General features: G+C 73.0%; 21 protein-coding genes. 19 read left to right on the top strand and 2 right to left on the bottom strand.

All coding sequences use genetic code 11. The features are described from left to right. The first annotated feature begins 37 nt into the window (after positions 1–37). The 10 genes from AB0K28_RS38980 to AB0K28_RS38935 all read left to right on the top strand — a co-directional run bounded on the left by AB0K28_RS38980 (position 38) and on the right by AB0K28_RS38935 (position 16,731). Positions 38–442 carry a YbaB/EbfC family nucleoid-associated protein gene (locus AB0K28_RS38980; RefSeq protein WP_364380147.1) on the top strand — a complete coding sequence of 135 codons (405 nt, stop codon included), beginning with the start codon at positions 38–40 and terminating at the stop codon, positions 440–442. After that, positions 439–783 carry a hypothetical protein gene (locus tag AB0K28_RS38975; protein WP_345404301.1) on the top strand — a complete coding sequence of 115 codons (345 nt, stop codon included), beginning with the start codon at positions 439–441 and terminating at the stop codon, positions 781–783. Before AB0K28_RS38980 ends, AB0K28_RS38975 begins: the two co-directional genes overlap by 4 nt. Before the next feature lie 10 nt (positions 784–793). Next, entirely contained in the window at positions 794–11,371 is a 10,578-nt protein-coding gene (locus tag AB0K28_RS38970; protein ID WP_364380144.1) for a hypothetical protein, read from the top strand. Between the two features lie 73 nt (positions 11,372–11,444). Continuing rightward, complete coding sequence (locus AB0K28_RS38965) at positions 11,445–11,969, top strand: hypothetical protein (protein ID WP_364380141.1); 525 nt, start codon at positions 11,445–11,447, stop codon at positions 11,967–11,969. Next, the gene (locus AB0K28_RS38960; RefSeq protein WP_364380138.1) at positions 11,962–12,510 is read left to right on the top strand and encodes a hypothetical protein; all 549 of its coding nucleotides are present in this window, start codon (positions 11,962–11,964) and stop codon (positions 12,508–12,510) included. The genes AB0K28_RS38965 and AB0K28_RS38960 overlap by 8 nt, the downstream gene beginning before the upstream one ends. 99 nt (positions 12,511–12,609) lie before the next feature. After that, the gene (locus AB0K28_RS38955) at positions 12,610–13,671 is read left to right on the top strand and encodes an ABC transporter substrate-binding protein (protein WP_364380135.1); all 1,062 of its coding nucleotides are present in this window, start codon (positions 12,610–12,612) and stop codon (positions 13,669–13,671) included. Beyond that, positions 13,671–13,793, top strand: a complete 123-nt coding sequence (locus AB0K28_RS38950) for a hypothetical protein (RefSeq protein WP_364380132.1) — start codon at positions 13,671–13,673, stop codon at positions 13,791–13,793. The genes AB0K28_RS38955 and AB0K28_RS38950 overlap by 1 nt, the downstream gene beginning before the upstream one ends. Next, entirely contained in the window at positions 13,790–14,614 is an 825-nt protein-coding gene (locus AB0K28_RS38945; protein WP_364380129.1) for an ABC transporter permease, read from the top strand. The genes AB0K28_RS38950 and AB0K28_RS38945 overlap by 4 nt, the downstream gene beginning before the upstream one ends. Further along, positions 14,590–15,282 (top strand): ABC transporter ATP-binding protein, encoded by a 693-nt coding sequence (locus AB0K28_RS38940; protein ID WP_345404334.1) that lies wholly within the window; start codon positions 14,590–14,592, stop codon positions 15,280–15,282. Before AB0K28_RS38945 ends, AB0K28_RS38940 begins: the two co-directional genes overlap by 25 nt. Positions 15,283–15,396: 114 nt before the next feature. Further along, positions 15,397–16,731 carry a lanthionine synthetase LanC family protein gene (locus tag AB0K28_RS38935; RefSeq protein WP_364380126.1) on the top strand — a complete coding sequence of 445 codons (1,335 nt, stop codon included), beginning with the start codon at positions 15,397–15,399 and terminating at the stop codon, positions 16,729–16,731. A gap of 121 nt (positions 16,732–16,852) precedes the next feature. Here the strand turns inward: AB0K28_RS38935 and AB0K28_RS38930 are convergent, their stop codons facing one another. Continuing rightward, positions 16,853–17,740, bottom strand: coding sequence for an NAD(P)-binding domain-containing protein (locus AB0K28_RS38930; protein WP_364380123.1), 888 nt, complete (start codon positions 17,738–17,740; stop codon positions 16,853–16,855). A 42-nt stretch (positions 17,741–17,782) separates the two neighbouring features. On the opposite strand from AB0K28_RS38930, the gene AB0K28_RS38925 reads away from it, so the two are divergent. Beyond that, entirely contained in the window at positions 17,783–18,133 is a 351-nt protein-coding gene (locus AB0K28_RS38925; RefSeq protein WP_364380120.1) for a helix-turn-helix domain-containing protein, read from the top strand. Positions 18,134–18,488: 355 nt separating this feature from the next. On the opposite strand, the gene AB0K28_RS38920 is transcribed toward AB0K28_RS38925, so the two are convergent. Continuing rightward, positions 18,489–19,358 carry a PaaX family transcriptional regulator C-terminal domain-containing protein gene (locus tag AB0K28_RS38920; RefSeq protein WP_364380117.1) on the bottom strand — a complete coding sequence of 290 codons (870 nt, stop codon included), beginning with the start codon at positions 19,356–19,358 and terminating at the stop codon, positions 18,489–18,491. Between the two features lie 108 nt (positions 19,359–19,466). On the opposite strand from AB0K28_RS38920, the gene AB0K28_RS38915 reads away from it, so the two are divergent. From AB0K28_RS38915 to AB0K28_RS38880, 8 genes are all read left to right on the top strand, one after another. Further along, positions 19,467–20,342 (top strand): amidohydrolase family protein, encoded by an 876-nt coding sequence (locus tag AB0K28_RS38915; protein ID WP_364380114.1) that lies wholly within the window; start codon positions 19,467–19,469, stop codon positions 20,340–20,342. Between the two features lie 358 nt (positions 20,343–20,700). Then, positions 20,701–21,207, top strand: coding sequence for a flavin reductase family protein (locus AB0K28_RS38910; protein WP_364380111.1), 507 nt, complete (start codon positions 20,701–20,703; stop codon positions 21,205–21,207). Positions 21,208–21,220: 13 nt separating this feature from the next. Further along, positions 21,221–21,484 carry a hypothetical protein gene (locus AB0K28_RS38905; protein WP_364380108.1) on the top strand — a complete coding sequence of 88 codons (264 nt, stop codon included), beginning with the start codon at positions 21,221–21,223 and terminating at the stop codon, positions 21,482–21,484. A 4-nt stretch (positions 21,485–21,488) separates the two neighbouring features. Beyond that, positions 21,489–21,899: a hypothetical protein gene (locus tag AB0K28_RS38900; RefSeq protein WP_364380105.1), complete on the top strand. Its 411-nt coding sequence runs from the start codon at positions 21,489–21,491 to the stop codon at positions 21,897–21,899. Between the two features lie 38 nt (positions 21,900–21,937). After that, entirely contained in the window at positions 21,938–22,852 is a 915-nt protein-coding gene (locus tag AB0K28_RS38895; protein ID WP_364380102.1) for a 2-dehydropantoate 2-reductase N-terminal domain-containing protein, read from the top strand. Next, entirely contained in the window at positions 22,849–23,178 is a 330-nt protein-coding gene (locus tag AB0K28_RS38890; RefSeq protein WP_364380099.1) for a metalloregulator ArsR/SmtB family transcription factor, read from the top strand. Before AB0K28_RS38895 ends, AB0K28_RS38890 begins: the two co-directional genes overlap by 4 nt. Before the next feature lie 162 nt (positions 23,179–23,340). Further along, positions 23,341–24,063 carry a ThuA domain-containing protein gene (locus AB0K28_RS38885; RefSeq protein ID WP_364380096.1) on the top strand — a complete coding sequence of 241 codons (723 nt, stop codon included), beginning with the start codon at positions 23,341–23,343 and terminating at the stop codon, positions 24,061–24,063. Then, on the top strand, positions 24,048–25,136 hold the full coding sequence (locus AB0K28_RS38880; protein WP_345404367.1) for a Gfo/Idh/MocA family oxidoreductase: 1,089 nt from the start codon (positions 24,048–24,050) through the stop codon (positions 25,134–25,136). Before AB0K28_RS38885 ends, AB0K28_RS38880 begins: the two co-directional genes overlap by 16 nt. Positions 25,137–25,220 lie beyond the last annotated feature (84 nt).

Raw genomic sequence — 25,220 nt, 5'->3', positions numbered from 1 at the left:
CATGTGGCGTCACATGGGCGAAAGTGGCGAGGGGGCTATGGGGGCTTCGGAAGGTCCGGACGTCGCCGCGATGCGGGCGTACGCCGACGAGCTGCGCGAGACGTTCACCCGGCTGCAGGACGAAGGGCTGGAGTTGCACGCCAAGGCCAGGGCCGTGCAGGTCACCGAGACCTCGCGCGACGGCCTGGTCTCCGTCACCGTCGGCCCGCGCGGCGACCTGATCAGGCTCGACCTCGATCCCCGCATCTACCGGCGTCCCGACGCCCGCGCGCTCGCCGACACGATCGCCGAGACCGCGCACAGGGCCGCCGCGGCCGCCCAGGAGCGCGTCATGGAGATCTTCGAGCCGGTGATCCCGCCCGACCAGTTCAAGGCGCACCTCGAAGGCGACGTGGAGGCCGTGATGGCCCGGCTCATCGACGACATGGGAGGCGACCGGTGAACGAGGACTGGAGCGGCGCTTTCATCTCCAAGACCGTCGTGGACCGCGGCATGTCCGCCTGGTCCACCACCGCCGAGGACGTCGGCAAGAGCCTGCCCAAGCTGGCCGCCGACGTCGAGGCGCACCTGTCCACCGCCCCGTGGGGCGACGGCACCGAAGGCATGGCCTTCTACCGGGCACACCTCGCCGAGGGCGGGCCCTACGAGATGATCAACCAGTGCAAGCGGCTGGCCGAGCAGGTCGTGGACGCCGGCGACCGCCTGCGCGCCGCCATCGACAACACCCTGGAGACGGACGCGGACATCAGGGACGGCCTCACCCGCATGACGCGGGAAGTCTGAGACGGGGTCCATGTCGCACACGGGCGGTACGAACGTCCAGGGGCCCGATCCCGGCTTCGGAGGACAATCCGTCGAGAAGCAGATCGTCCGCATCGACAGCGACGTTCGGCCCGTATGGGAGACCGAGGCGCTGCCCGACTGGGTGGTCTACTGGCTGATCCCCATGCTGTCGGCCGGGCAGGCGTGGCCCTCGGCCAGCGAGGCCGGCCTGTCGGAGCTGGCCCGCCGCTACGCTGCGCTGTCGGACGGCGCGATCTCCTCCGCCGAGCCCGCCGGTTCCGCCGCGCGGACCATCGTGACGGGCTGGCAGGCGCCCGCGACCGCCAAGTTCGTCGGCAGGGCCCGTGAGCTGTACGGCAAGGAGGGTGGCATGGCGGGCGTGAGCAACAACGCCCACGCCTACGCCCTGCAGGCCCAGAACTTCGCGGTGCAGACCCAGTACTCCAAGTTGTCGATCAACGTGACCTTCTGGGTGACGGTCGTCGCCATCGCCATCGTGTTGCTGGTCAACTTCTTCACCGCCGCCTCCGCCACCCCGCTGATCGGGAAGTACGCGGCCATGGCGCGGGCGGCGATCAGCCGCATCCTGAGCAGGCTCGCCGCCATGGCCGGCAAGCAGGTCGGCGCGGTCAGGCTGGCCCAGGTGGCCGCGCTCGCGGGCCCCACCGGCCGGGGGCTGCTGCTCCGCTTCCTGGCCTCGCCCATCGGCAGAGAGCTGGTCGAGGAGATCGGCGAGGAGGTCTTCATCGCCTGGAAGGCCCAGTCTCAGCAGATCGAGATGGGCACCCGTAAGGACCTGGACTGGAAGGAGCTGGCGGCCACCGGCCTCGGCGCCGGCACGGGCGCCGTCGCCGGGACCGTGCTGTCCGGGCCGATCTCGCGGGTCACCGGGGTGCTGCCGGGCTTCGCCGGGCGGGCGGCGACCACCGGCGCGGCGAACACGTTCGCCTCGCCGGTCGGCAGCGGCCTCAGCATGGGCGTGATGTACGGCGAGTGGCAGAATCCGTTCACCGCCGAGTCCATGACCGGGGCCTTCCTCGGTGGTGTGGGGCGTACCGGGACGATCAGCCCGTTCAATCCCGACGTGGTCTCGGCGCTGGCGCACCCGGCGACCTCGCTCGCCTCCGCCTACGACGCCGCCGCCCGTGCCGACGCGGCCCGCGCCGCCGCCGGCAGTCCGGCGGGCGGCCCGTCCGGTGGTCCCACCGGTCCCGCCAACGCGCCGACCGGCCCCGACGGCATGTCGCCCGTGGGCTCCGGCGGGGTGCGCATCGCCGATCCGGTCAACGTTCCCGCTCAGCGTACGGCGAGCACGACGACGCCTGCCGGTTCGTCCTCGGCGAACCGGCCCGGTCACGGCCTGCCCGACGCCGACTCCTCGACCCGTCGCCGCACCCCGGACCAGCAGCAAGCCGTCACCCCGGCCCCCGACGACAACGCGGACGAGACCCCCGAGACGACTCAGGAGCGCCGCGCCACCCCGGCCACCGCCGACGCCCCCTCCTCGGCCGACACCTCGTCCCGGCAGACCTCGAACAACCAGAGCCACCCGAACACCACCCCCGAGCCGCGCCAGGACACCGCTCCGGAGCCGGAGACGGACACCACCGGCGAGCAGCAGGCGGACACGCGGGCGGCCACCGCGCCCGAGCCGCAGCCGGCCACCACGCCGCAGCCCGACACGTCCTCCCAGCAGCCCGCCACCACCCAGGAGCCGAGCACGCCGGCCGGCGACCCGGCGACCGGCGACACCACCACGGGCGCCACGAGCGGGGAAACGACGGCCGACACGACGGCCGACACGACGGCCGACACGACGGCCGACACGACGGCAGGGGACACGACCCAGCAGCCCGACGCGTCCGACCAGACGGACACCGGCCGGCAGCCCGACACGTCCGGCCAGAGCGACGCGACCCCCCAGACGACACCCGCCCACGCCGCCTCGAACGGCCAGGCGGCGAACGGCCAGGCGGACACCGGCACGCCGGTGACCAGCCTGACCACCGCCGACCAGGGCGACACGGACGGGCAGGCGTCCAACAGGGCGGGCGGGCCGATCAGGGCGCGGGCGGCGTTGCTGGAAGCGCTCACCACCACGTTCCCCGGCGCCGTGATCGGCCCCAGCGGCGAGGTGCTCGTCCCGAAGCAGGACGGCGGCCACCGCGTCCTGCCGAACGCCACGATGCGGCGCGTCCGCAGGGCGCTGGACGCCCGCGCCGCCGAGGTGGCCGCCCAGGCCGACCTGGTGGTGGACGCCGCCGCGTTACTGGTGCTCGTCGCCTCCGACCCCAACCTGTCGTCGGACGCCCCCGCCGGCGCCGCCCGCCCGCAGGCGCACACCAGCAGGCCGGGAACCGTCACCTCGCACCCGATCCCCGGCACCCGCTACGTCACCGACAGCGGCCGCGGCGCCGACGTCACCACGGACGAGATCAAACAGGCCGCCGCGAACCTGGACCCGCAGCACTTCGTGCACGGCGCGGGGAACGTGCGGGGCTTCTCCTGGGACGGCGACGTCCTGGTCGTGGACACCGCGAACGGCCCCCAGCACTTCCGCTTCACCATCGGCAGGCCCGACCAGCGGGAGATGGCGACGACCCAGGTGCGGACGGGCAGCGACACCGCCCCGCACCTGGTGACCTTCGCCCCCCGCATCGCCACCGACCAGCTCACCAGGGTCTGGCTGCACGAGATCACGCACACGTTCCAGCGGCAGGAGGCCATGTCGAGGGGCCCGCTGCGCAGGATCCTGCGCCGGATGCTGCCGAGCGGCGTCGCCGCCAACTCCAGGGACGAGTGCGTGACCGCCCAGCAGAACGAGCTGGCGTACCTGATCGAGCGCTGGAACACCGCCGACACGGTGCCGGAGCAGCGCGCGACGGCCGTCGACATCGACGGTCTGCTGGCCACGCTGCGCGCCCGCGGCGTCGAGGTGCCGCCCGCTCCCTGGGAGGCGGGGCCCGACCACGAGCGGACCACCCTCGACATCCCCCGCCTGGGCGACCACCCGAGCGTCGCGGAGGCGCGGCAGACCGCCGAGCGGCTCAAGGAGTCCGAGAAGACCCTGCGGCGGCTGCGCGAGCAGTACAAGGCGAGCGCCAGGGAGGCCCGCGACAACGCCAGGCAGGCCGAAGCGGCCGCCAGGAAGACCACCAAGGAGAAGGACAGCGGCGTCGAGCGCCGGCGCGCGGCGGCCGTCGAGGAGGCCCGCGCCGCTCGGGACCAGCAGGAGCGGCACGAGCGGCGCGCGGCCGTGTACGGGACCGCACTGAACGCCGCGATCCGCGCCAGGAAGGCGCACGAGCGGTACGCGCGGCTGCTCGAGGCGATGTCCGGCCCGCCCCGGCTGAGCCGGCCCGACGAGGTCACGCTGCCCATGCTCGCGCAGGCCGCTCTGCGCGAGGTCGCGGCGTCCCACATGGGGTACGACGCGGCGGTCGGCCACACCCGCCCCGACCCTTGGTCGCTGACCGAGTCGATGCCCACCGGCCGGCTGGCCCACCTGGACGAGCTCACCGAAAAGGTCAACCAGGAGCTGAGAGCCCAGAAGTCCGTCAAGCAGTACAAAGCGGGCGAGCTGGAAACCCTCATCCGCGCCGACTGGCACAAGGTGGTGGCGGGCGACGGCCTGGTGCTGGTCGCGGGCCACGGCCGCAAGGCGGTCGAGGTGCGGCTCGCGCTCACGGTGTCGGACCTGGTGGAGGTGGCCGACCCGGGCATGCGGGCGTCCCAGCTCACGCAGGGCAACTTCTACCAGACGGGACAGTCCTACACCGCCACAGAGTCGGGCAGCCTCGGCACGTCGGCGGAGTTCGACACGCGGAAACTGGCGCAGTGGCTGCCCAAGGGCTCGATCGCCGACGTGATGGGGGTGGCCGGCGTCGCCATCAGCGGCGGCGCGAGCCGTAACTGGTCGATCTCCAGCGGCGGCAGCATGTTCGAGCAGGGCGGCACGGTCGCGGACAACCGTACGGAGGCGGCGCTCTTCGACGGTGACGCCAAGTGGACGGTGCAGGTGCGCACCGGGCGGAACACCACGTGGAGCGACCCCGTCGAGGTCACGACCGGCAAGCCGGGCGACTCCCACACCCAGCGCATCTGGGTGTGGCACTCCGCCATCGACCCCAACGTCACCCGCACCCTCACGATCCCCGCCGACCAGCGCCGCCCCGGAGTGCCGAACCAGGCGGTCCTCGGCATGACCGGCCTGGAGGAGGCGCTGGAGGCGCTCGCCGCCGAGCTCGGCGGCGACTACACCAAGATCGGCACCGGCGCCCGCGACAACCTGCGCAGGTTCGTCGTCCGCGAGATGCAGCTGCGCTTCGCGCAGGTGCTGGAGTCCGGCCTGCCGGTGAACCTCGCCGTGCAGGGCATGCCCGACACCCGGATCACCGCCACCGCCGAGGTCGTCGAGGAGGAGACCGAGCTGCTCGGCGGCTGGACGCGGGACGTGCTGCAGGAGAGGGTGCTCACCGAGACCGCCACCTCCACCACCAGGATCGAGCACGGCGGCTCGATCGAGGGCAAGGTGGCCGCGAAGATCACCTCCGACGGCCTCAACAACGTGGACGTGCTCGGCCCCCTCGGCGACTACTCCGCCGACTCGATCAAGCCCGAGGTCAAGGCCGGCGTGCCGATCTCCCAGTCGTCCGCCTCGACGGCCAACGAGGTCGCCGTGCACCCGCAGGTGGACAAGAGCAGCGGCATGTCGGTGACGCACCGCAAGCAGGTCAAGCTCACGTTCACCGTCGAGCGGGCGGGCCGGCCGGCGAAGGAGCTGGACCCGTTCCTGACCGAGCTGCTGGTACGCCAGCAGGCGGTGGACGCCTGGTACGCCGGCGACCCCGTACCGGTCCAGGCGTTCGTCAGGGACAACGGCGAGATCAGGCTCGACGCCGACGGCCTGCCCGTGCCCGCGGACGCCCCCGTCCAGGAGCCCATCACGGGCCGCAGGATCGGGCTGCCCGATTGGCTCGGCGCCGGAGAGGGGCGGCTGCGCGGCGCCGGCCCCACCGACGTGCGGGAGATCCGCGGGCTGGGGAACCTCGTGCAGGAGGTGATCGACAAGCTCGAGCACACCGGCCTGGTGTCCACCAGAGGCGAGAACGGCAGGCGCGTCTACAGCGACAACCTGCTCGTCCGCGCCGCCCAGCAGCTGAACGAGGACGACATCAAGGCCCACCTGCAGGAGAGCGCGCTCCGCAGCGGGTTCGACCAGCTCACCCAGGGCGGCGTCATCGTCCCGCTGCAGTCGCACGGCGTCGGTCGAGCCCTCGACCTGCACGCCCTGCACATCGTGATCCGGCAGGACGAGGGCGACACCGGCACCGGCGTCGGCCAGACCCACAAGGTGCGGACCCACCTCGACATCGCCAGCGACACCTCAGGACGGGGCATCAACCGGTCGGTCACGAAGGCCCTCGGCGGCTCCCTGGGCAAGACCGACGGCCCTGGGCAGGGGGAGGACGGGGTCTCCCACAGCGCGGGCGTGAACGTCGGCGGCGACCGCACGTTCTCGGCCGGCACCAGCACCTCCAGCATGGTCAACAACGTCGGCATGACGGAGGACGACAACAAGGAGCCGACCGCCAGCGTCCTGACCGACGCGACGGTCCAGGTCGACCACCTGCACGGCGACGAGGTCACGACGCTGGTCGAGCCGCGTGCCGTCAAGCCGCTGCTGATGATCCCCGCCGGCCTGCTCTCCCACGAGGGCGGCCCGCGCTTCAGCGGCAAGATCGGCAAGCCGTCGAAGCGGCTCATGGAGATCGCCAGGCTGGAGCACTTCGACGCCGGCCGCGAGCTGGGCGACATCACCAAGGTCAGGAACCTGCTGCCCAAGGCGCTGCGGAAGAGCGTCGCGCCGCTGATCCAGCTCTGGCCGATGCTGAGCCGCCACCATCTCGCCGGCCACATCTTCGAGGGCCCGGTCGTGAACGACGTCGTGCTCGACATCAACGGGGCCTCGCCCACGCGCGTGCGGATGGACGTGCGAGGGGTGCTCGGCGAGGCGGAGTTCGTCGACATCGCCGACCCGGTGTCAGGCGACATCATGCTCGCCCTGCGCAGCGCCGGCATCAGCTGGAGCGCGGCGCGCAACCTCCTGGGCGGCCTGACGAACAGCGTCGGCGACGCCGACGACGGCGGCACGACCAGCGACACCGGCTCCGTGTCGCTGCCGGGGCGCAACCGGGTCAAGGCCGTGGCGGCCGCGCTCGTCGCCATCTTCGGCACCGAGTTCCTCGGCATCGCGGTGGGCCGCAAGTACCGGATCCGGGTGCCGGTGGACGTCATCGCGAAGGTGACCACCCGCCAGGCGTCCCAGATCGGGCTGGACCTGGCCGGCGAGCGGCGGGGCGCCGCGCTGCGCAGCCGCGGCCAAGGCGTGTTCGTCGTCCCCGAGAACGACGCGCTGCGGCTGTTCGCCGAAGGCGAACTGAACCTGCCGGTGCCCGTCGTGGCCGACGCGGTCGAGCGCTGGCTCAACGGCCACATGAACCTGCACCGCACGGTCGCGGTGCCGCTGATCCACCGGTACGTCCAGGTCAGCGCCGAGGCGAACCACCGCGGCGAGGACATCGGCCTGGGAAAGAAGCACTATCCGACCCGGCTGCTCGAAGCGCTCAAGAAGGTCGCCGACATCGGCCCGGCGGTCACCCCGGCCGCCGACGCCGCGCGGCACGACCCCGGCAAGGGCTGGGTCCGGCTGGACGAGGCCCTGACCGCCGCCCAGACCGTCAACGACCAGCTCAGAGAGGTCGTCGTCGCACCCCAGTACGAGCACGGCATGGGCGTCAGCGTCCCCGAGTCGTTCGTCGTGCGCAACCGTCCGAGCGGGGAGCAGATCGACATCCTCGACGAGGTGATGAACGCCGTCGAGGAGGCGCTGCCCGGCGTCACCGAGCACACGCCCAACCTGTACCGGCAGCTCCGGGTGGACCTCAACGGAGCCCGCCCGAAGGTCCACCTCGAGGAGATGTGGTCGCGGCGCGGATTCGAGCGCGAGTACGACGTGCAGAACGCCTCGGAGAGCCAGGCTTCCCAGGTCGTCACCATCCGCCTGCGGACGGTCAGCGCGGGCGACCCGCGCCTTGCGCGCATGGTGAGCCAGACCGACGAACAGGGCACCATCATCCAGCGCTACAGGGGCGAGGAGGCCACCCGCACGGAGTCGTACAGCGCCGCGTGGTCCGCCGGTCTCGACTACAGCGACAGCCAGGACGGCGCTGACGGCAGGTTCGGCCTGTCCACCAAGCGCAACCGCTCCTTCGCCAGCACCGCGATCCGCAACGTCATGCGGCTGCTGCGCGTCGCGAGGTTCGTCGGCGACACCACGATCGAGCAGGACCAGGTGCTCGTCCTGGAGGTCTCGACCCGCCCCGCCCGGGTACGGCCGGTCCCGTTCGAGCGGCACGTGCCGGGCCTGGCCGCCAAGATCCGCGCCAAGAGGGACGCGACGCGCGTCGAGCGCCTGGTGGTGCGGCGCGAGTACGACATGACGCTGCGACGCCGCATCCCCAGCGACATGGTGCGCCCCGTCGCCCAGGACCCGGGCCCGGCGCCCGAGGTGATCGACCCGCGCTCGGTGGAGCTGCCGCCGGGCGTCTTCCCCGAGGTGCTGGCCGAGCACGATGACAAGCCCACACTGCACGCCGGCATCATGCGCAAGCTGAAGGAGATGATCGGCCACGCGGCGGCCGTGGAGCGCTCGGGAGCGCTGTCCGCGTGGCTGTCGCACTCCGGCATGATCACCGGCCTGGAACGCGTCGGAGGGCCCGACGGCCAGGTGGTGGCGCAGGTCGCCGAGCCGAGGTTCCATGCCCAGGGCGTGGACATCTCGGTCAGGGCCCGCAAGTCGGACCTCACCGTCGTGGCCGGGCCGTTCGACGGCGAGGTGGGCGAGGTCGACAGAAGGGCCGAGGCGCAGAACGTCTCCATCGGCCGCGGCCGGCTCAAGCCCGCGGGCATGAGCACGGGCAACGGCTGGAGCGTCCTCGGCCTGTCCTACGGCGCCAACGCCGGCGCCCAGGCCTCGGAGAGCGTCAGCCAGCACCAGGGCGCGCGCAGCGAGCGCAGCAAGTTCGAAAGCGGCAAGCTCTACACCGTCCGCCTCCGGGTGGACTACGACGCGACCTTCACCCGGGTCAAGCGGCAGCGCGACGGCAACGTCAAGCCCCTCGGGGACAGTGAGTTCCTGCCCGCCCTGTCCAGCGCCACCGCCATGTTCACGTTGCCCGGTGAGGTGCTCGCGAGGCTGGACGCCCAGATGCAGCGCGGCATCCGCGTCGCGGCGCCGATGGACGATCTGCCGCAGTTCACGTTCCAGCCGGATCCCGGCCGCGAAGGGCTGATCCAGATCCTCCAGGACGCCAGGGTCACCGCCCGCGAGCGCGGGCAGGTGGCCAGCGTCTACGTGCGGGAGTCCGACGGCATCCACCGCTACCTGGCCGCCCCCGACGGCACCGTGCGCAACGACAGCGCGCGCAGCAGCCAGCGTGACGCCGGTTTCGCCGAGGCTTTCTCCACGCTGCCGCCCTACCTGCTCGACGCGGCGGACCGGAACGATCTCGACCTGCGCCACGTCTTCCTCACCTCGCCGGTGCACGGCACCTTCACCGACCAGGTCGCCGCCGCGCTGGACGAGCGCGGCGTGCTCCCGCCGCCGCCGGAACCGGTCTGGAAGATCGCCGAGGAGGAGGAGGCCACGCCGGCCGTCGGCGGCGGCACCTTCCTGGGGTCCACCTCGCCGTCGGTGCACTCCCAGGAGCTGCCCGGCAGCCCGCTGTCCGCCACCGCGCGTCCCGAGGGCGTCCCCGACCTCACCGTCGACGAGATCCGCGGGCAGGACGTGTCCGTCACCGACTTCGGCGGCGCCGTCGCCCACCTGGGCTGGAGCGCGGGCGACCACCTCGTGGTGCAGGTCCCCGGGGCCGCCGACCAGCACGTGCACGTGCTGGCCGAGGACCCGGGCGCCGGGCTCGTCGGACGTACGGACCTGTACGCGGGCACCGCCGAGGAACCGCACGTGATGCGCATCGGGCCCCGCGTGCACCCGGACCTGGTCTCGTCGGTGCTGGTCCACGAGATCTCGCACGTCGCCCAGGAACGCGCCGCGCAACAGGCCGGTACGCGGCACGGGATCGTCAGGGGGGCGCTGTCGGCCCAGGAGGAGGGCACCGACCACTGCGTCACGCCCCGGCTCGACGAGCACGCCCACCTGTCGCGCAAGTGGCACGCGACCACCGACCCGCAGACCAGGGACCGGATCGCGGCCGCCATCGACGCCCTGGCGCTCGACCTCCGCAAACGCGGCCACACCCCACCGCTCCCGCCCTGGCCCCCGTCGGCCCCGTCGGCCCCGTCGGCCCCGTCAGCCCCGTCGGCCTTGTCGGTCCCGTCGGCCCTCGCCGACGCGAACGGCACGCCTCTCGCGGTCAGCGCGGCGGACGCGGCGACCGCCGCCAAGCTGCGCGGCCTCATCGACACGCTCAACGGCCGTCAACCCGCCGCCCCGTCGATCGCCGACGCCCTCAACGGCACCGCCACGCAGGGCTCGATCGCAGCCGCCCTGAACGGCGGCGCACCCCTGAACGGTGGCGCACCCAGGACACCGGGCGCCACCGCTGAAGGGCGCGACGGCGGGACCAAGGGGTCCCTCGCCAACGTGCTCAACGGGCGGGCCTCCGTTCGCGGGTCCATCGCGGCGGCGCTCGGCGGCGGGCGGTCCGCGCCCACCGGGATGGCCGCCGTGCTCCAGGCCGAGGCGAGGAAGGCCGGCCTGGCACCCGGGCAGCCGGGGGCGGCGGCCAAGATCGCGGCCCTGGCCAGGGCGGGCGAGCTGACCCCCGAGCATGTGGCGGCGCTGCGCGGCGAGCCCGAGCTGCCCGAGCTGGCCGCCGCCCACGCGGTCAGCAGGGCCGCCGCGCTCATGGGCGCCAGGGCCCGGGTCCTGGGCCCCGGCCTGCTCGACATCCGGGTCCCCGGCCGCCCGCCCCTGGTCATGGAGATCCGCCCCGCCGACCTGGCCGGCCCCATGAACGGCGCGGGCCAGGTGAACATCCCGCAGCAGGCGAACGGCCTGAGCACGGCGAACGGCTCCGGTGCCACGAACGGCTCCGGTGTCGCGAACGGCTCGGGGGTGCAGGGTGACGGTGGTGTGGTGACGTACCAGGTGGATGGGCGGAAGACGGTCGGCGCGAACGAGCGGGCCGCCGCCGCGACCGCCGCGGGAGCGCTGGCGGCGGCGCTCGGGCTGCCGGCCGGCCCGCACCAGGAGGTGGCGGCGCTGTTCGAGGCCGTCCGCCAGGTGCGGGCCGCGACCCCGGCGCAGCGCCCGGCCCGGCTCGGCGTCCTGCACGACCTGGCCGCCGCCGCGCCGCTGCACCTGGTGCCCGCCCCGCTGGCCGCCGACCTCAGAACGATGCTCGCCGACCCCCGGCCGGACGACCGGCAGACGTTCCTGCAACGCGGCCGCGAGCTCGCCGACGGCAGCGGCTGGGAGGCCGAGTGCGAGTGCCCGCAGGACGGCCCCTGCTTCTGCGGCCGTCGCAAGGAGGAAGTGCCCGACCACCTCGTGGCCCAGTGACGACGGGGAGATGACGGGGGCAGGAGCCTCGGGGGTGTGGGCATGATAGGAGAACGGCGAGGAGAGGACGGTTATGGCGTTCGCGATAGCACGGACGAGGGATGAGGCGCATCTCTACCTCGACCTGCACCCGTGCGCGTGCGGCTCGGTCGAGACGGCGTGGGACAGCGGCCTGGTCGCCGTCGACGACGGGCTCGCCACGCGTTACTGGGGGGCCTGCGACGACTGTGGCAGGCAGCGCGAATATCTGTTCGGGGTGCCCGAGCGGCCGACGATGCCGGCGGGCTACCCCACGTTCGGCGGCCCGGAGCCGTCGGAGCTGCTCGACGCGGGGGAGTGGCTGTGGGTGGCCGACCTGACGGCGGGCAACGTGCCGGTGGACGACGAGGCGGAGGCCCACCGCACGCTGTCGATCGCCACGGCGGCCGTCGAGGAGGTCGTCAAGTTCATCCCGCCGGGCGCCGACGAGGTGCCCGACGACGGGTTCTGGTCGCAGCGGGGCAGGGAGATGCGGGCGGCCGAGCCTGGCAGGTTCCAGCTCGACCGGCTGCTGATCGTCCGCGACTCCTTCCGCGATCTGGCGGCCCGGCATGCCTGACGCCGTCATGGCGCGCTCGCTGGTGGAGGCGCACGTCTACCTCGACCTGACGGTCTCGGGCGGGTCGGCGGGCGCCGAAGTCATCGAGGTGCCCGACGGGTGGCTGGTGCGGGCGGGCGGCGTGGAGGTGCCGGTCTCGTACGCCGGCGAGCACGCGGCCAGGGAGGCCCGCACCACGTTCGGCACGGGCAGGTCCGAGCTGCTGGACGCCGGCCAGTGGGTGCTGATCGGCGGCACGTACGCGAGCCGGGCCCTGGAGGGCGGCCTCTTCCATGCCGCCTGCCCGGCCGACCCCCAGCGGGTCCGCGCCGTCGAGACCGACTGGACCTACGCCGCCGACGCGGTGGCCGAGGCGCTGAAGTTCCTGCCGGAGGGGGCCGCCGCGCTGCCGTCCGAGGCGTTCTGGACGGAGATGGGCAGGTCCGCCCGCGAGGCCGAGCCCGGTCGCTTCACCAGGGCCAAGCTGGAGAGCGACCTCGCCTTCTACCGCCAGAGCCTCGCCGACTTCCGCCGTCTCGCCGGCTCCGCCCGGCCCAGCTGACCCCTCCGGTGTCAGGCTGCACCGGAACCCACTGCCAAAATCATGCAAACTTGGTAGGAAATGTTGACTTAGGCCCCTGGCGCTCGTACCTTCGAGACCATGAGCCAGGGCCCCCACCACACGTCCTCGTTACGACCCACGCTCGCCGCACTCGTCCTGCTGCTCCTGACGGCCTGCGCCCCGAGCGCCGCCCAGGAGTCCGGCGGGCCAGAGCTGGCCGCGCAGGCGCCGCTGCCGACCGTGGTCCCGCAAGGCGCCAGGCTGATCGTCGGAGACCCCGCCACCAAGGTGGCGCTGCAGCTCTCCGGCGAGATCGAGACGTTCTCGTTCGCCATCGAGTGGGCCAACATCAGCGGCGGCCCGCAGACGAGCGAGGCGTTCAGGGCCGGCGCGCTCGACGTCGGCGCGGTGGCCGACATCCCGCCCATCCACGCCACCTGGACCGGGCTGCCGGTGAAGATCGTGGCCTCGAAGTTCCGCAAGGACCCGCTCGCCCACCCCACGTACGAGCTCGGCATCGCCCCAGGCGTACACGTCAGGACCCTCGCCGACCTGCGCGGCAAGAAGATCGCCTACAGCCCGGGGCAGGCGCAGGGCGCGCTCGTGCTCAGGGTGCTGAAGAAGGCCGGCCTCACCAAGAACGACGTCGAGCTGATCGAGCTGCCGAGCACCGGCGACGTCTACCCCAACGCGCTGGCCTCCCGCCAGGTGGACGTCGCGCCCATCGGCGGCGTCAACATCAAGCGCTACACCGCCAAGTTCGGCAAGGACGGCGCCACGACCGTCCAGCACGGCCTGCGCGACGACCCCGCCCACCTCTACGTCCGCACCGAGACGCTCAAGGACCCGGCCAAGGCGGCCGCCCTGCGCGAGTACGTCGCCGCCTGGGCCCGCGCCTCCCGCTGGATCCACGAACATCCCAAGGAGTGGATCGACGGCTACTACGTCAAGGACCAGGGCCTCAACGCGGCCGACGGCCAGTACCTGGTGGACCAGGCGGGCGAGCCCGACATCCCCGCCGACTGGTCGGAGGCCATCACCCGGCACCAGGAGACCATCGACATCCTGGCCGCCGAGACCGGCAACGAGCCGCTCAAGGCCGAGGACCTCTACGACCGCCGCTTCGAGCCCGTCGCCGCCGCGCTGAAGGAAGGTGCGTGATGACGTCCCACAGAACGCCGCTGCCGGACACCCGCACGGTGCTGACGTTTCACGGCCGGCCCCCGCTGGACCCCCTGCCGGACCCCCTGCCGGACACCCGCAGGAAGGAGGGTGTGAGATGACGCTGCTCGCCTCCCGGCCCGCCGCCCCCGCCCGCGTACGCGCCCGCCGCCGTCTCAGACCGGGCCGCCCGATCAGGCTGGGCTTCCTGCTGGGCCCACTGCTGCTGCTCGCCCTCTGGGCGCTCGCCTCGGCGACCGGCCGGCTCGACCCCCGGTTCCTGTCGGCGCCGTGGACCGTGGTCGCCACGGCCGGCGACCTGATCGCGAACGGCCGCCTCCAGGACAACCTGCTGACCTCGGTCGGCCGGGTCGCCTCGGGACTCGCCATCGGCGTGCCGCTGGGTACGGTGCTGGCGCTGGTGTCCGGGCTCAGCCGCTGGGGTGAGGCGATCATCGACGGCCCGGTGCAGATCAAGCGGGCCGTCCCGTCGCTGGCGCTGATGCCGCTGCTCATCCTGTGGCTGGGCATCGGCGAGGGCATGAAGATCACGGTCATCGCGGTCGGCGTGCTCGTACCCATCTACATCCACACCCACAACGGCCTGCGCGGCATCGACAGCCGCTACGTCGAGCTGGCCGAGACCGTCGATCTGCGGCGCGGCACGTTCATCAGGAAAGTGGTGCTGCCGGGGGCGCTGCCCGGGTTCCTGCTGGGGCTGCGGTTCGCGGTCACGACGGCCTGGTTGTTCCTGGTGGTGGCCGAGCTGATCAACTCCACCAGCGGCATCGGCTACATGATGGACCTGGCCCGCACGTACGGGCAGACCGACGTCATCCTCGTCGGCATCGTCCTGTACGGCCTGCTCGGCCTGTTCTCCGACGCCGCGGTCCGCCTGGTCGAAAGGAGGGCGCTGTCGTGGCGACGGACGTTGGCGAGCTGATCCGCGTCGAGCGGCTGACCCGTGTCTACGGGGCCCGCAAGGTGCTGGACGGCCTCGACCTGGAGCTGGCGCCAGGCGAGTTCACCGCGCTGCTCGGCCACAGCGGCTCGGGCAAGAGCACACTGCTGCGCGCACTGGCCGGCCTGGACGGCGACGTGGCGGGCGGCGGCGCGGTGCGGGTGCCCGGCGAGGTGTCGGTGGTGTTCCAGGACGCCAGGCTGCTGCCGTGGCAGCGGGTGCTGCCCAACGTCGTGCTCGGCCTGACCGGAGCCGAGGAGCGCGGCCGGCGGAGCCTGGCCGAGGTCGGGCTGGCCGGGCGCGAGCGGGCCTGGCCGAACGAGCTGTCGGGCGGCGAGCAGCAGCGCGTCGCGCTGGCCCGGTCCCTCGTACGCGAGCCCCGCCTGCTGCTCGCCGACGAGCCGTTCGGCGCGCTGGACGCGCTGACCAGGCTGAAGATGCATCGGCTGCTGCGCCGCCTGTTCGAGCAGCACCGCCCGGCCGTGCTGCTGGTCACCCACGACGTGGACGAGGCCATCGCGCTGGCCGACCGGATCCTGGTGCTCGACTCCGGCCGCATCGCCACCGAGCTGCGGCCCGGCGCCGCCGCCGGCCCCGCCGAGACCAGGGGCGTGCTGCTGCGGGCGCTCGGCGTCACCGGGGAGGAGTGATGGCCGCACTCGCGCGGCTACTTGAGCGGCGGCCCGGCCGGGTGGAGCATCGTGTCCACATCTGCTTCACCCGCTTTCCGAGTCTTCCTACTAAATCTATGGGAAAATGAGTTCATGAGCCTGGACGAGATGCGCGCGTCGAGTGCCCGCGCTGACACGCCGCTGACCGCCGCCATCCTGGCCGGCCGATGGGTACGTTCGGCCGCCGTCGACGACGAGCACGGCCGGTGGTGGCAGGCCAACCCCGACACGCGCGGCGCGTCCGCCGTCACCGCCGAGCCCTGGTCTCTCTACTCGGGGGCCGCCGGGGTCGTGCTGTTCTTCCTTGAGCTGGCCGCCGCCACCGGGCACGAGGCGTACCTGGAGGACGCCAGGGCCGGCGCCCGCAGGCTCGCCGCCACCTGGCGCGAACAGGACGACCTGACCCTCTACCACGGGCTCACCGGCGTGATGATCGCGCTCATGGAGGCCGGGTGGACGCTCGGCGAGCCCGCCTTCGAGTCCGAGGCCGCGGCCATCGCCGACCACATCGTGCGCAAGGGCACCGAGCGGGGCGACGGCGTCCAGTGGTCGCGCGACCCGGCGCAGCGGGGTGAGGGCGGCATCATCCTCGGGCTGCTGCGGGCCGCCACGCACCTCGGGGTGCCCGCGTACGAGGAGGCCGCTGTGGAGGCCGGGCTGCGCGTCGCCCGCCTGCCCGTCCCCGGCCACCGGTTCGGCGACTGCGCCGACCTGCCGGTGGACGCCGTCACGCCGGGCTTCCTCGCCGGCACGTCCGGCACCGCGTACCTGCTGGCCCGCCTGTACGGCGTCACCGGCGAGCGGCGCTTCCTCCACGCCGCGCGCAGCGGCGCCGCCTTCGTCCGCGAGGTCAGCGTCGTGAGCGGGCGCTGCGCGGTCGTGCCGCACCACGTGCCGCACGCGCGCGGCCTGCACTACCTCGGCTTCTGCTCCGGCTCCGCCGGGGTGGCGCGGATGTTCTACGAGCTCTACCGGGTGGACGGCGACCCCGCCGACCTGGAGTGGGCCGAGCGGCTGGCGCGCGGCATCATCAGCAGCGGGGCGCCGCGCCGCCGCACCGAGGGCTACTGGAACGTCGCCTGCCAGTGCTGCGGCACGGCCGGCGTGATCGAGCTGTTCGTCGGCCTGTGGGCGGCCACCGGCCACCGGGACCACCTCGACTACGCCTACGCGCTCGCCGCCGACCTGATCGGCCGCGCCACCGACCACAACGGCCAGGGCTACCGCTGGTACCAGGCCTACCGCAGGCTCCGCCCCGGCGAGGTCACCGCCGACACCGGCTACATGGTCGGCGCCGCCGGCATCGGCTCGGCCCTCCTCCACCTCGACGCCGCCGGCCTCCCCGACCGCCCCCGCCGCATCGTTCTCCTCCCCGACAACCCCTTCCCGTCGATCCCCCTCCCCGCCTCAGCAGTCAACGACGGCTGAGCACCGTCTTCCCGCGCGGAGGGTGGGGGAGTGTGGTCGCCTCCCACGCGGTCAACGGCGGCTACCCGCGCGGACGGTGGGGGAGGTTCGCCTCTCGCGCAGTCGCCGCGTCCCGCGCGGGTCAGCGGGGAGTCAGCAGGTCCGTGATGCGGAGGAAGTCGTCTTTGCCGTGGCCGAGGCCGATCACTCTGCGGGCCAGGCCCTCCGCCGCGCGCATCACGCTCGCGTCGATGCCGCGTTCCTCCGAGGCCTGGATGATGTGCTTCATGGAGGAGGCCGCTGAGGTGATCGGGTTGACGTCGCCTGAGAAGGAGCCGGCGTCCGCCTCCTGCGCGCCTGCCTCGATGAGCGGGGGCAGGATGGCGGCGATGCCCTGCGCGAAGGGCGCCAGTTCCCGGGCTGTGACGCCCTCCGCCTTGGCCAGGGCCAGCGCGTGGGCGTACCCGGCCATGGCGGTCCAGAAGATGTCGAGCAGCGCCAGGTCGTAGGAGGCCGCCCGGCCGATGTCGGCGCCCAGGTGGGTGTGGGTGCCGCCGAGCGCGTCCAGCACCGGCTGGTGCTCGCGGTAGAGCTCCTCGGGCCCGCTGTGCAGGAACACCGCGTCAGGGGTGCCGATGGTGGGGGCCGGCGTCATGATGGCGCCGTCGAGGTAGCCGATGCCGTGCGCGGCCGCCCACGCGCCGGTCTCCCGGGCGCGGGCGGGCGTGTCGGCGGTCAGGTTGACCAGCGTGCGGCCCTTGAGCGCGGAGGCGACCGCTTCCCCGCGTACGATCGCGTCGGCGGCGTCGTAGTCGACCACGCAGAGCACGGTGAGCGGGCTCGCGGCGACCGCGGACTCGGGGGAAGAGGCGCCCGCCGCGCCGCGGGCGACCAGCTCGCGGTCCCTGCCGGGCGTACGGTTCCAGACGGTGACGGCCAGGCCCGCGTCCAGGAGGGCGCCGGCCAGTGCCCGGCCCATCGGGCCCAGACCGAGCACGGTGACGGCAGACTGTGGGGTGGATGCGGACATGCGTGAAGACTCCTCGACGAAAGTGCTGAAGGTGGGATGGCGATGACGCGCAGCAGGGCACAGGACACGGACGTGTGCGGGGTGACCGCCGCGATCGCCGTGATCGACGGCAAGTGGAAGACGCTCCTGCTCTGGCTGCTGGAGTCAGGCCCGTGGCGGCCGGGTGAGCTGCTGCGGCGGGCGCCGGGGCTCAGTGAGAAGGTGCTGACGCAGACGCTGCGCGAGATGGAGGCCGACGGTCTCGTCCACCGGGAGGTCTACGACGTCCGGCCGCTGAAGACCGAATACTCGCTGACCCCGTTCGGACAGGACCTGGCGGACGCGCTGGCACCCCTCGCTGACTGGGGCCACCGCCGCCTCGAGAGGCTGGCCGCGACCCGGCAGGTCTCGTGACGCGCACCGTCCCGGCCTCCCCTCGAACGTCCGGCTGATCCCGGCGGCCCCCCGGCCGCCATGACCTCAGCTTCGTCCGGGGACGGCCGGGGCGGCAAGTACCCACAAAAAAGTGGGTACCAGGCGCACGCCCTGACCTCCGCCACGCCGTGCGGCTTCCGGCGCGCCGCTCACCGTGCAGCCGCCGACAGCGACGGCGCGTCGCCCTGGCGGGTGTTCTGGACGATCGTGCTGCCTCATCCCGCCGATCATCGGGCTCTTCTTCTTCCTGCAGCGCTGCTTCGTCGAAGGGGTGACGCTCACCGGCATCAAGAACTGATACACGGCGATGGTCGGACGTCGCGCGGGCGTAGTGCTAGGTGCGGGTGGCGGCCTCGTCGTCCATCGACTCCCAGGCCGCCTGCGCCCGCCGGTGCCAGCGGTTGCGCAGGTCGTGGAAGACCGCCGCGGCGCGCGGCCCCGGCCAGTCGGGGCGCAGCAGCTCGGCCGGCAGGTCGGGGTCGAGGAACGGGAAGCGCCGCCACTCCTGGATGAGCTGCACCTGCGCGGTGAACACCGCCTGCTCGGAGTCGGCCGTCCGGAGGGTGGTGAAGCGGTCGATGAAGGCCAGGTAGCGCTGCTCCACGTCGTCGAGGTCCCAGGCGGCGGCGATCAGCGCCGCGGGGTCGCCGATGCCGGTGGCGGGTCCCGTCCAGGCGAAGGCCCGGTCGCCGAGCCCGAGCTCGGTGATGACCTCGCGCACGGCGGTCTCCTTCGAGGCGTCCGGCACCACCCACAGGCCAGGGGAGGGGGAGCCGAGGCCGAGCCAGGTGAGCCGGGTGCGCAGCCGGTGGCGCAGCCGCCGCTGGGCCTCCGGCACCCCGGCGGTCAGCACCAGCCAGCGGCCGTCCCAGTCGTGCGGCCCGCGCATGAAGCCGTAGATGCGCTCGGCGCCCTCGCGCAGCAGCCGGTCGCCCGCCGGCGTCAGGCTCCAGCGCACCCTGCGCCCGTGGCGGGCGGGGGAGAGCAGCCCCTGCGCGGCGGTCCGCGACAGCGCCTGGCGAGCCGACTTCTCCTCCACGCCGAGCGCCCCGAGCGCGGCCACCAGCGTGCCCGTCCACACCTCGCCGCCGCGCGGCAGCACGAATTCGCCGAGGATCGTCAGCAGCAACGCGGGCGCCCCCGCCGCCTCGCGCGCCCGCCCCGCTGGCGTCGCGATCTCCAGGGCCTTCGCAAGCTCGACCACGTGTGCTCCTCAGCCGGAACAATTTGCTACAAAGATCTGACGATACCCGCCTCTGGCGTCGAATGTCATGGCTGATCTTCCGGCGCCGCCGAGCGTAATGTACGGGACATGCTCGACGGCCGCCCGCTCATCGACGCCCACGTTCACGTGCCCGTGCTCGGCACGCTCAAGCCCGCCTGGCTGAACTGGGCCCGGCGGTTCGGCGCCGACGGCGTGCTGGAGGCCGTCTGGGACGCCGAAGGCCGGCCCCGCCCGGGCAGGCTCGACGCGTTGTTCGCCGCCGAGGGCGTGGACGTGGCGCTGCTGATGTGCGAGTACAGCCCCAAGGTGACCGGCATGCAGGAGTTCGAGGACCTGCTGCCGATCGTCGAGCACAACCCGCGCAGGTTCCGCCCGATCGCGAACGTCAACCCGCACCTGCACCACCCGATCGCCGCCGAGGTACGCCGCCAGCTCGCGCTCGGGGCCGCCGCGCTCAAGCTGCACCCGGTGCACGGCGGGTTCCGCTGCGACGACGCCGCGCTCTACCCCGCCTACCACGTGCTGGAGGAGAGCGGCGTGCCGCTGGTCGTGCACTGCGGCACCAGCACGTTCCCCGGCTCGGCCAACGAGAACGCCGACCCTGCCTTCCTCATCCCGGTCCTGCGCGACTTCCCCGGCCTTCACGTGGTGCTCGCGCACGGCGGGCGCGGCTGGTGGTACGACGCCGCCGCGTTCCTCGCGCTCGCGCACGACACGGTCTGGCTGGAGCTGTCCGGCCTGCCGCCCAAGCGGCTGCCCGAGTACTACGCCCGCTACGACCTGGCCCGCCTGGCCCGCAGGTGGATCTTCGGCACCGACTGGCCCGGCGTCCCCGGCACCGCCGCCAACGCCCGCAACGTCGCCGCCCTGCTCCCCGCCGAGGCGCCCGATCTGGTCGCCGCGGTGCTCGGAGGGAACGCGCGGCGGGTCTACGCGGGCCTCCCCGACATATTTCCCGCATAACAAGTAGGAAATATTGACTTATCCGGACACGCGGCTTAGCGTCGAAGACATGAGCCAGGGCTTCCTCCTGACCGCGCGCCCCCACGTGGACTTCTGCCACGTCGCCAGCGCGCAGTGTCGCTGATCACGGACCACCGCCCGCGGCGTACCGCCGCGTTCTCCCTCGTCCCCCTCGTGCTCCGGCGTGGCCGACGCCGTCCACGCTCCCGCTGACGAACCCGTACACCGCGCTCGCGCACCACACCGCCAGGGCGCCGCGCGCGCACGCCTTCCCTGTGAGGAACGATCCCGTGATCCCAGCACCGACCAGCCCAGCACCGACCACCACGACCCGCGAACGAGAAGGGAGGGTCCGGGCATGACCGACACGATGCCCGGACGCGCCGTCGGCGCCGAATCGTTCCGCCGGGCACTCGCCGTGCACGCCAGCGGCGTCGTGGTGATCACCGCCCAGAACGACGGCGTCCCGGTCGGCATGACCGCCACCTCGTTCTCCTCGGTCAGCCTCGAACCGCCGCTCGTCTCCTTCTACGTCGACCAGTCCTCCGCCACCTGGCCCTGGCTGCGCACCGCCGACCACTTCGCCGTCAACATCCTGTCCGGCGACCAGGCGGACCTGGCCGCGAGGTTCGCCCGCAAGGGCATCGACAGGTTCGCGCCGCCCACCCGCTGGCGTCCTGGACCGCTGGGCGCGCCGCTGCTCCAGGACGTCTCCGCGCACCTGGTGTGCCTGCCGTACGAGACCGCCGACGTGGGCGACCACGTGCTCGTCGTCGGCCTGGTCGCCGACGTGCGCACGCACGGCGACGGCCGGCCGCTCCTCTACCATCAGGGCCGCTTCGGCCAGTTCCATCCCCAAGACTGAGCCGGAGCCCAGTGTGACCGTTTACCCCGGGCCTTCCACCAGGACGGGAACCCCCGCCTACGCCAGTCCCGTCGACCACACCGCCTACGGCTCCTACGGCCCTGGCCGCCTGTACCTGCCGGCCGGCTGGAACCGCCCCATCTACCCCTTCCAGGGCCGCATCACCGCCGGCGGGTCGAGCGGCTACCGCGCCGAGCCCGGCCGCTACCACCTCTACGTCGCCTGGGTCTGCCCGTACGCCCACCGCGGCCATCGTCCGCAAGCTCAAGGGCCCTGAGGACGTGGTGTCGCTGTCGTACGTGGACGACGAGCGCGACGGGCGCGGCTGGGCGTTCAGGGAACACAGGGGCCCCGACCCGGTCAACGGGTTCACCCTGCTGGAGCAGGCGTACGACGCCACCGAGAAGGGCTACCCCGGCCACATCTCGGTGCCCGTGCTCTGGGACCGGCGGTGCGGCAGGATCGTCAGCAGCAACTTCCCCGACCTCACGTTCGACCTGGCCACCCAGTTCGAGGAGTGGGCCGACCGCGAGACCGATCTCTACCCGGAGGCGCTGCGCCCCGAGATCGACAAGCTGAACGCCTGGCTCTACCACGACGTCGAGGCGGTGGCCACCGCCCTGGAAGGAGCCCTGAAGGACGCGGACGCCGATGTCCGCGCCCACGCCCGCCACGCCCTCACCTCCGGCTAGTCTTCATCTATCCGAATATTTGGATAGATAAGGAGACCATGGTGAAGGTGCTGGTCATCGGGGCCGGAGCGTTGGGGCAGGTGTTCGGGGTGCGGCTTGCGGCCGGTGGCGCCAAGGTCGGGTATCTCGTGCGGCCGGGGCGGGAGAGCTGGGGAGGAGGTTCGCTGTACCGGCTCAGGCGGGGCAGGGCGCCGGTGCATGAGCGGCTCGAACCGTACGAGGTGATGAGCGAGGCGCGCGACGAGCACTGGGACATGGTGTGGTTGTGCGTCGACTCGACCGCGCTGCGCGGCACGTGGACGGCGGCGCTGCGCGCGGCGACCGGCGCGGCGACGGTGGTCACCATCGGTCAGGACCCGGGCGACCTGAGCACCCTCGCCGAGGTCTGGCCGCGGGAGCAGATCGTGCAGGTGATCCCCGCACTGCTCGCCTACCAGGCGCCCCTGGGAGGGGAGGTGCCGGGGCCGGGGGTGGCGTACTGGGTGCCGCCGGGCTCGGCGATGGGCGTCGCGGGGGAGCGCGCCCCGCAGGTCGTCGCCGCGCTGCGCGCCGGTGGCCTGCGGGCCAGGCCGGTGACGCGGGCCGGTGCGGCCGAGCTGACCGCCGCCCGCATGATCCCGTACATCGCCGCGCTGGAGATCTCCGGCTGGCGGCTGCCCCTGAAGGGGGCGCGGCTGCGCGCCGCCGGCGCCGCCGCGAGGGAGGCCGTCGCCGTGGTGTCCGCCCAGCACGGGCGGCGCGCGCTCGCCTCGGTCCCGTCGTGGGCCGTGGGGCCGGCGCTGCGCGTCCTGCCCTGGTTGCTCCCCTTCGACCTGCGCCGCTATCTGGAGGCGCACTTCACGAAGGTCCGCGCCCAGACGCGGCTCATGCTGGCCGGCTGGATCGCCGAGGGCGAGGCCAGGACGCTGCCGGTGGGCGCCCTGTCCGCCCTGCGCCGCGCGCTGCCGGCATGAGCGGCCCGATCGAGGCGGGGGACGTGGCGGCGCTGTTCGCCACGACCCGGCCGCTGTTCACCGCCCTGGGCGACGAGCGCCGCCAGGAGATCGTGGTCTTCCTCCTGGAGGCCGCGGCCCCGCGCAGCGTCGGCGACATCGCCGCGCACCTGGAGCTGTCGCAGCCCGCCACCAGCCACCACCTGAAGATCCTGCGGCAGGCGGGCCTGCTGAGGGTGCGGCGCAGCGGCGCCCTGCGCCTGTACGAGCTCGACGCCGCCGCCTGCCCCGGCCTCCTGACGCCGATGCGCGACCTCATCACGAAGATCATCACCTGCTCCTCCTGACGGGGCGCGTGGCGGGGGATCGCTCGTGCCCCCCGGCGGACGGCCCAGGCGCGAGGCTCGCCAAAATGGGGGCTGGGGGTTTTGGGGGAAGTCAGACAGAATTGGCGAAGTGTGCCGCTATTTGAGGATTGGGCGGTGCACGGCCGATTTATGGTTCATCGAGTGATTGGCGATTGCATGGCGGGCGAGCACACGCGCAAGGTCCTCGTGGTACGAGGCGGCTGGGAGGGCCACGCTCCGGTGGCGGCCACCGACCTCTTCGTGCCCTTCCTGGAGAAGAACGGCTTCGAGGTGCAGCTGGCGGACAGCCCTGCCCCGTACGCCGACAGCGCACTCATGGCCGAGATCGACCTCGTCGTGCAGTGCTACACGATGGGCACGATCGAGGCGGACCAGCTCAAGGGCCTGCGGGCGGCCATCAAGGCGGGCACGGGGATGGCGGGCTGGCACGGCGGCATCGCCGACTCCTTCCGCAACTCCTCCGACTACCTGCACCTCATCGGCGGCCAGTTCGCCTGCCACCCGGGCAAGCACCCCGACGACCCCGACGCCGGCACCGAGCGGCACAACTTCGTCCCGTACACCGTGAACATGCTGCCCGAGGCGGCCGCGCACCCGATCACGCAGGGCATCGAGGACTTCGACCTGGTCACCGAGCAGTACTGGGTGCTGACCGACGACTACATCGACGTGCTGGCCACCACGACGCAGAAGGTGCGGCCGTGGGATCCGTGGCACCGCGAGGTGACCTCGCCGGCCATCTGGACCCGCCGCTGGGGCAAGGGGAGGATCTTCGTGGCGACTCCCGGGCACAGCCTGGACGTGCTGGAGCAGGACAGCGTGCGGACGATCGTCGAGAGGGGCATGCTGTGGGCCAGCCGCTGACCGTCGGCATCGTGGGCTGCGGCGCCATCTCGGCCCAATACCTGACCACCATCGCCCGCCTGCCCCAGGTCCGGCTGGTGGCCGTGGCCGACCTCGACCCGGAGCGGGCGCGGGCGGCGGCGGAGCCGTACGAGGGCGTCGAGGTGCTCGACGTGGCCGAGCTGCTCACGGACCCGCGCATCCAGGTGGTGATCAACCTCACCGTCCCGGCCGCGCACGCGGAGATCGCGCTGCGGGCCATCGCGGCGGGCAAGGACGTCTACTGCGAGAAGCCGCTGGCCGCGACGGGCGAGGACGCCAAGCGCGTGCTGGAGGCCGCCGGCCAGGCCGGGGTGCGGGTGGGCTGCGCGCCCGACACCGTCCTCGGCACCGGCATCCAGACGGCCAGGGTCGCCATCGACGAGGGGCTCATCGGCCGTCCCGTCGCGGCCACGGCGACGATGATGACGCCCGGCCACGAGCGCTGGCACCCCAACCCCGACTTCTACTACGTGCCGGGTGGCGGGCCGCTCCTGGACATGGGCCCGTACTACATCAGCAGCCTGATCACCATGCTCGGCCCGGTGGCCACGGTCATCGGCGCGGCCAGCAGGACGCGGGCCAAGCGCACGATCGGCTCGGGGCCGCGCCAGGGCGAGGCGATCCCGGTCACCGTGGACACGCACGTCACCGGCGTGCTCGTGCACGAGTCGGGGGTGCTGTCCACGCTGGTCATGAGCTTCGACGCGGTCGCGACCCGCGCGCCCAACATCGAGGTGCACGGGGAGCGGGGCTCGCTCGTCGTCCCCGACCCCAACCGCTTCGACGGGCCGGTGCTGCTGACCAGGCTCGGCGACCAGGCCGCGCGGGAGCTGCCGGTCTCGGCCGGGTACGCCGAGGCGGGACGCGGCGTGGGTCTCATCGACTTCCTGTCCGAGGGGGAGCCCAGGGCGGGCGGCGCGATGGCGTTCCACGTCCTGGACGTCATGGAGTCGCTGCTCGCCGCGGCGCACTCCGGCCGTTCGGTGGACGTCGAGAGCACCTGCGAGCGGCCCGCCGCCGTGGCGTTCCGCGACCCCGCCACGCGCGAGTAGCAAACCTTCGAGCGATCCCGGCCGGGCCCGGTCACGGCCGGGATCGTGGGCCGTCGCGGGCCTACCCGCCGGGGACCTGCCGGG

Origin of the sequence: Nonomuraea sp. NPDC049504, assembly GCF_040676845.1 — a bacterium.
GTDB lineage: Bacteria > Actinomycetota > Actinomycetes > Streptosporangiales > Streptosporangiaceae > Nonomuraea > Nonomuraea salmonea.
This window is presented reverse-complemented; position numbering and strand designations above follow the sequence as displayed.

Bases quoted from the DNA above. Each gene is read 5' to 3' on its own strand.
- AB0K28_RS38980 (WP_364380147.1), top strand. From the start codon at position 38: ATGGGGGCTTCGGAAGGTCCGGACGTCGCCGCGATGCGGGCGTACGCC.
- AB0K28_RS38970 (WP_364380144.1), top strand. From the start codon at position 794: ATGTCGCACACGGGCGGTACGAACGTCCAGGGGCCCGATCCCGGCTTC.
- AB0K28_RS38965 (WP_364380141.1), top strand. From the start codon at position 11,445: ATGGCGTTCGCGATAGCACGGACGAGGGATGAGGCGCATCTCTACCTC.
- AB0K28_RS38960 (WP_364380138.1), top strand. From the start codon at position 11,962: ATGCCTGACGCCGTCATGGCGCGCTCGCTGGTGGAGGCGCACGTCTAC.
- AB0K28_RS38955 (WP_364380135.1), top strand. From the start codon at position 12,610: ATGAGCCAGGGCCCCCACCACACGTCCTCGTTACGACCCACGCTCGCC.
- AB0K28_RS38950 (WP_364380132.1), top strand. From the start codon at position 13,671: ATGACGTCCCACAGAACGCCGCTGCCGGACACCCGCACGGTGCTGACG.
- AB0K28_RS38945 (WP_364380129.1), top strand. From the start codon at position 13,790: ATGACGCTGCTCGCCTCCCGGCCCGCCGCCCCCGCCCGCGTACGCGCC.
- AB0K28_RS38935 (WP_364380126.1), top strand. From the start codon at position 15,397: ATGAGCCTGGACGAGATGCGCGCGTCGAGTGCCCGCGCTGACACGCCG.
- AB0K28_RS38930 (WP_364380123.1), bottom strand. From the start codon at position 17,740: ATGTCCGCATCCACCCCACAGTCTGCCGTCACCGTGCTCGGTCTGGGC.
- AB0K28_RS38925 (WP_364380120.1), top strand. From the start codon at position 17,783: ATGACGCGCAGCAGGGCACAGGACACGGACGTGTGCGGGGTGACCGCC.
- AB0K28_RS38915 (WP_364380114.1), top strand. From the start codon at position 19,467: ATGCTCGACGGCCGCCCGCTCATCGACGCCCACGTTCACGTGCCCGTG.
- AB0K28_RS38910 (WP_364380111.1), top strand. From the start codon at position 20,701: ATGACCGACACGATGCCCGGACGCGCCGTCGGCGCCGAATCGTTCCGC.
- AB0K28_RS38895 (WP_364380102.1), top strand. From the start codon at position 21,938: ATGGTGAAGGTGCTGGTCATCGGGGCCGGAGCGTTGGGGCAGGTGTTC.
- AB0K28_RS38890 (WP_364380099.1), top strand. From the start codon at position 22,849: ATGAGCGGCCCGATCGAGGCGGGGGACGTGGCGGCGCTGTTCGCCACG.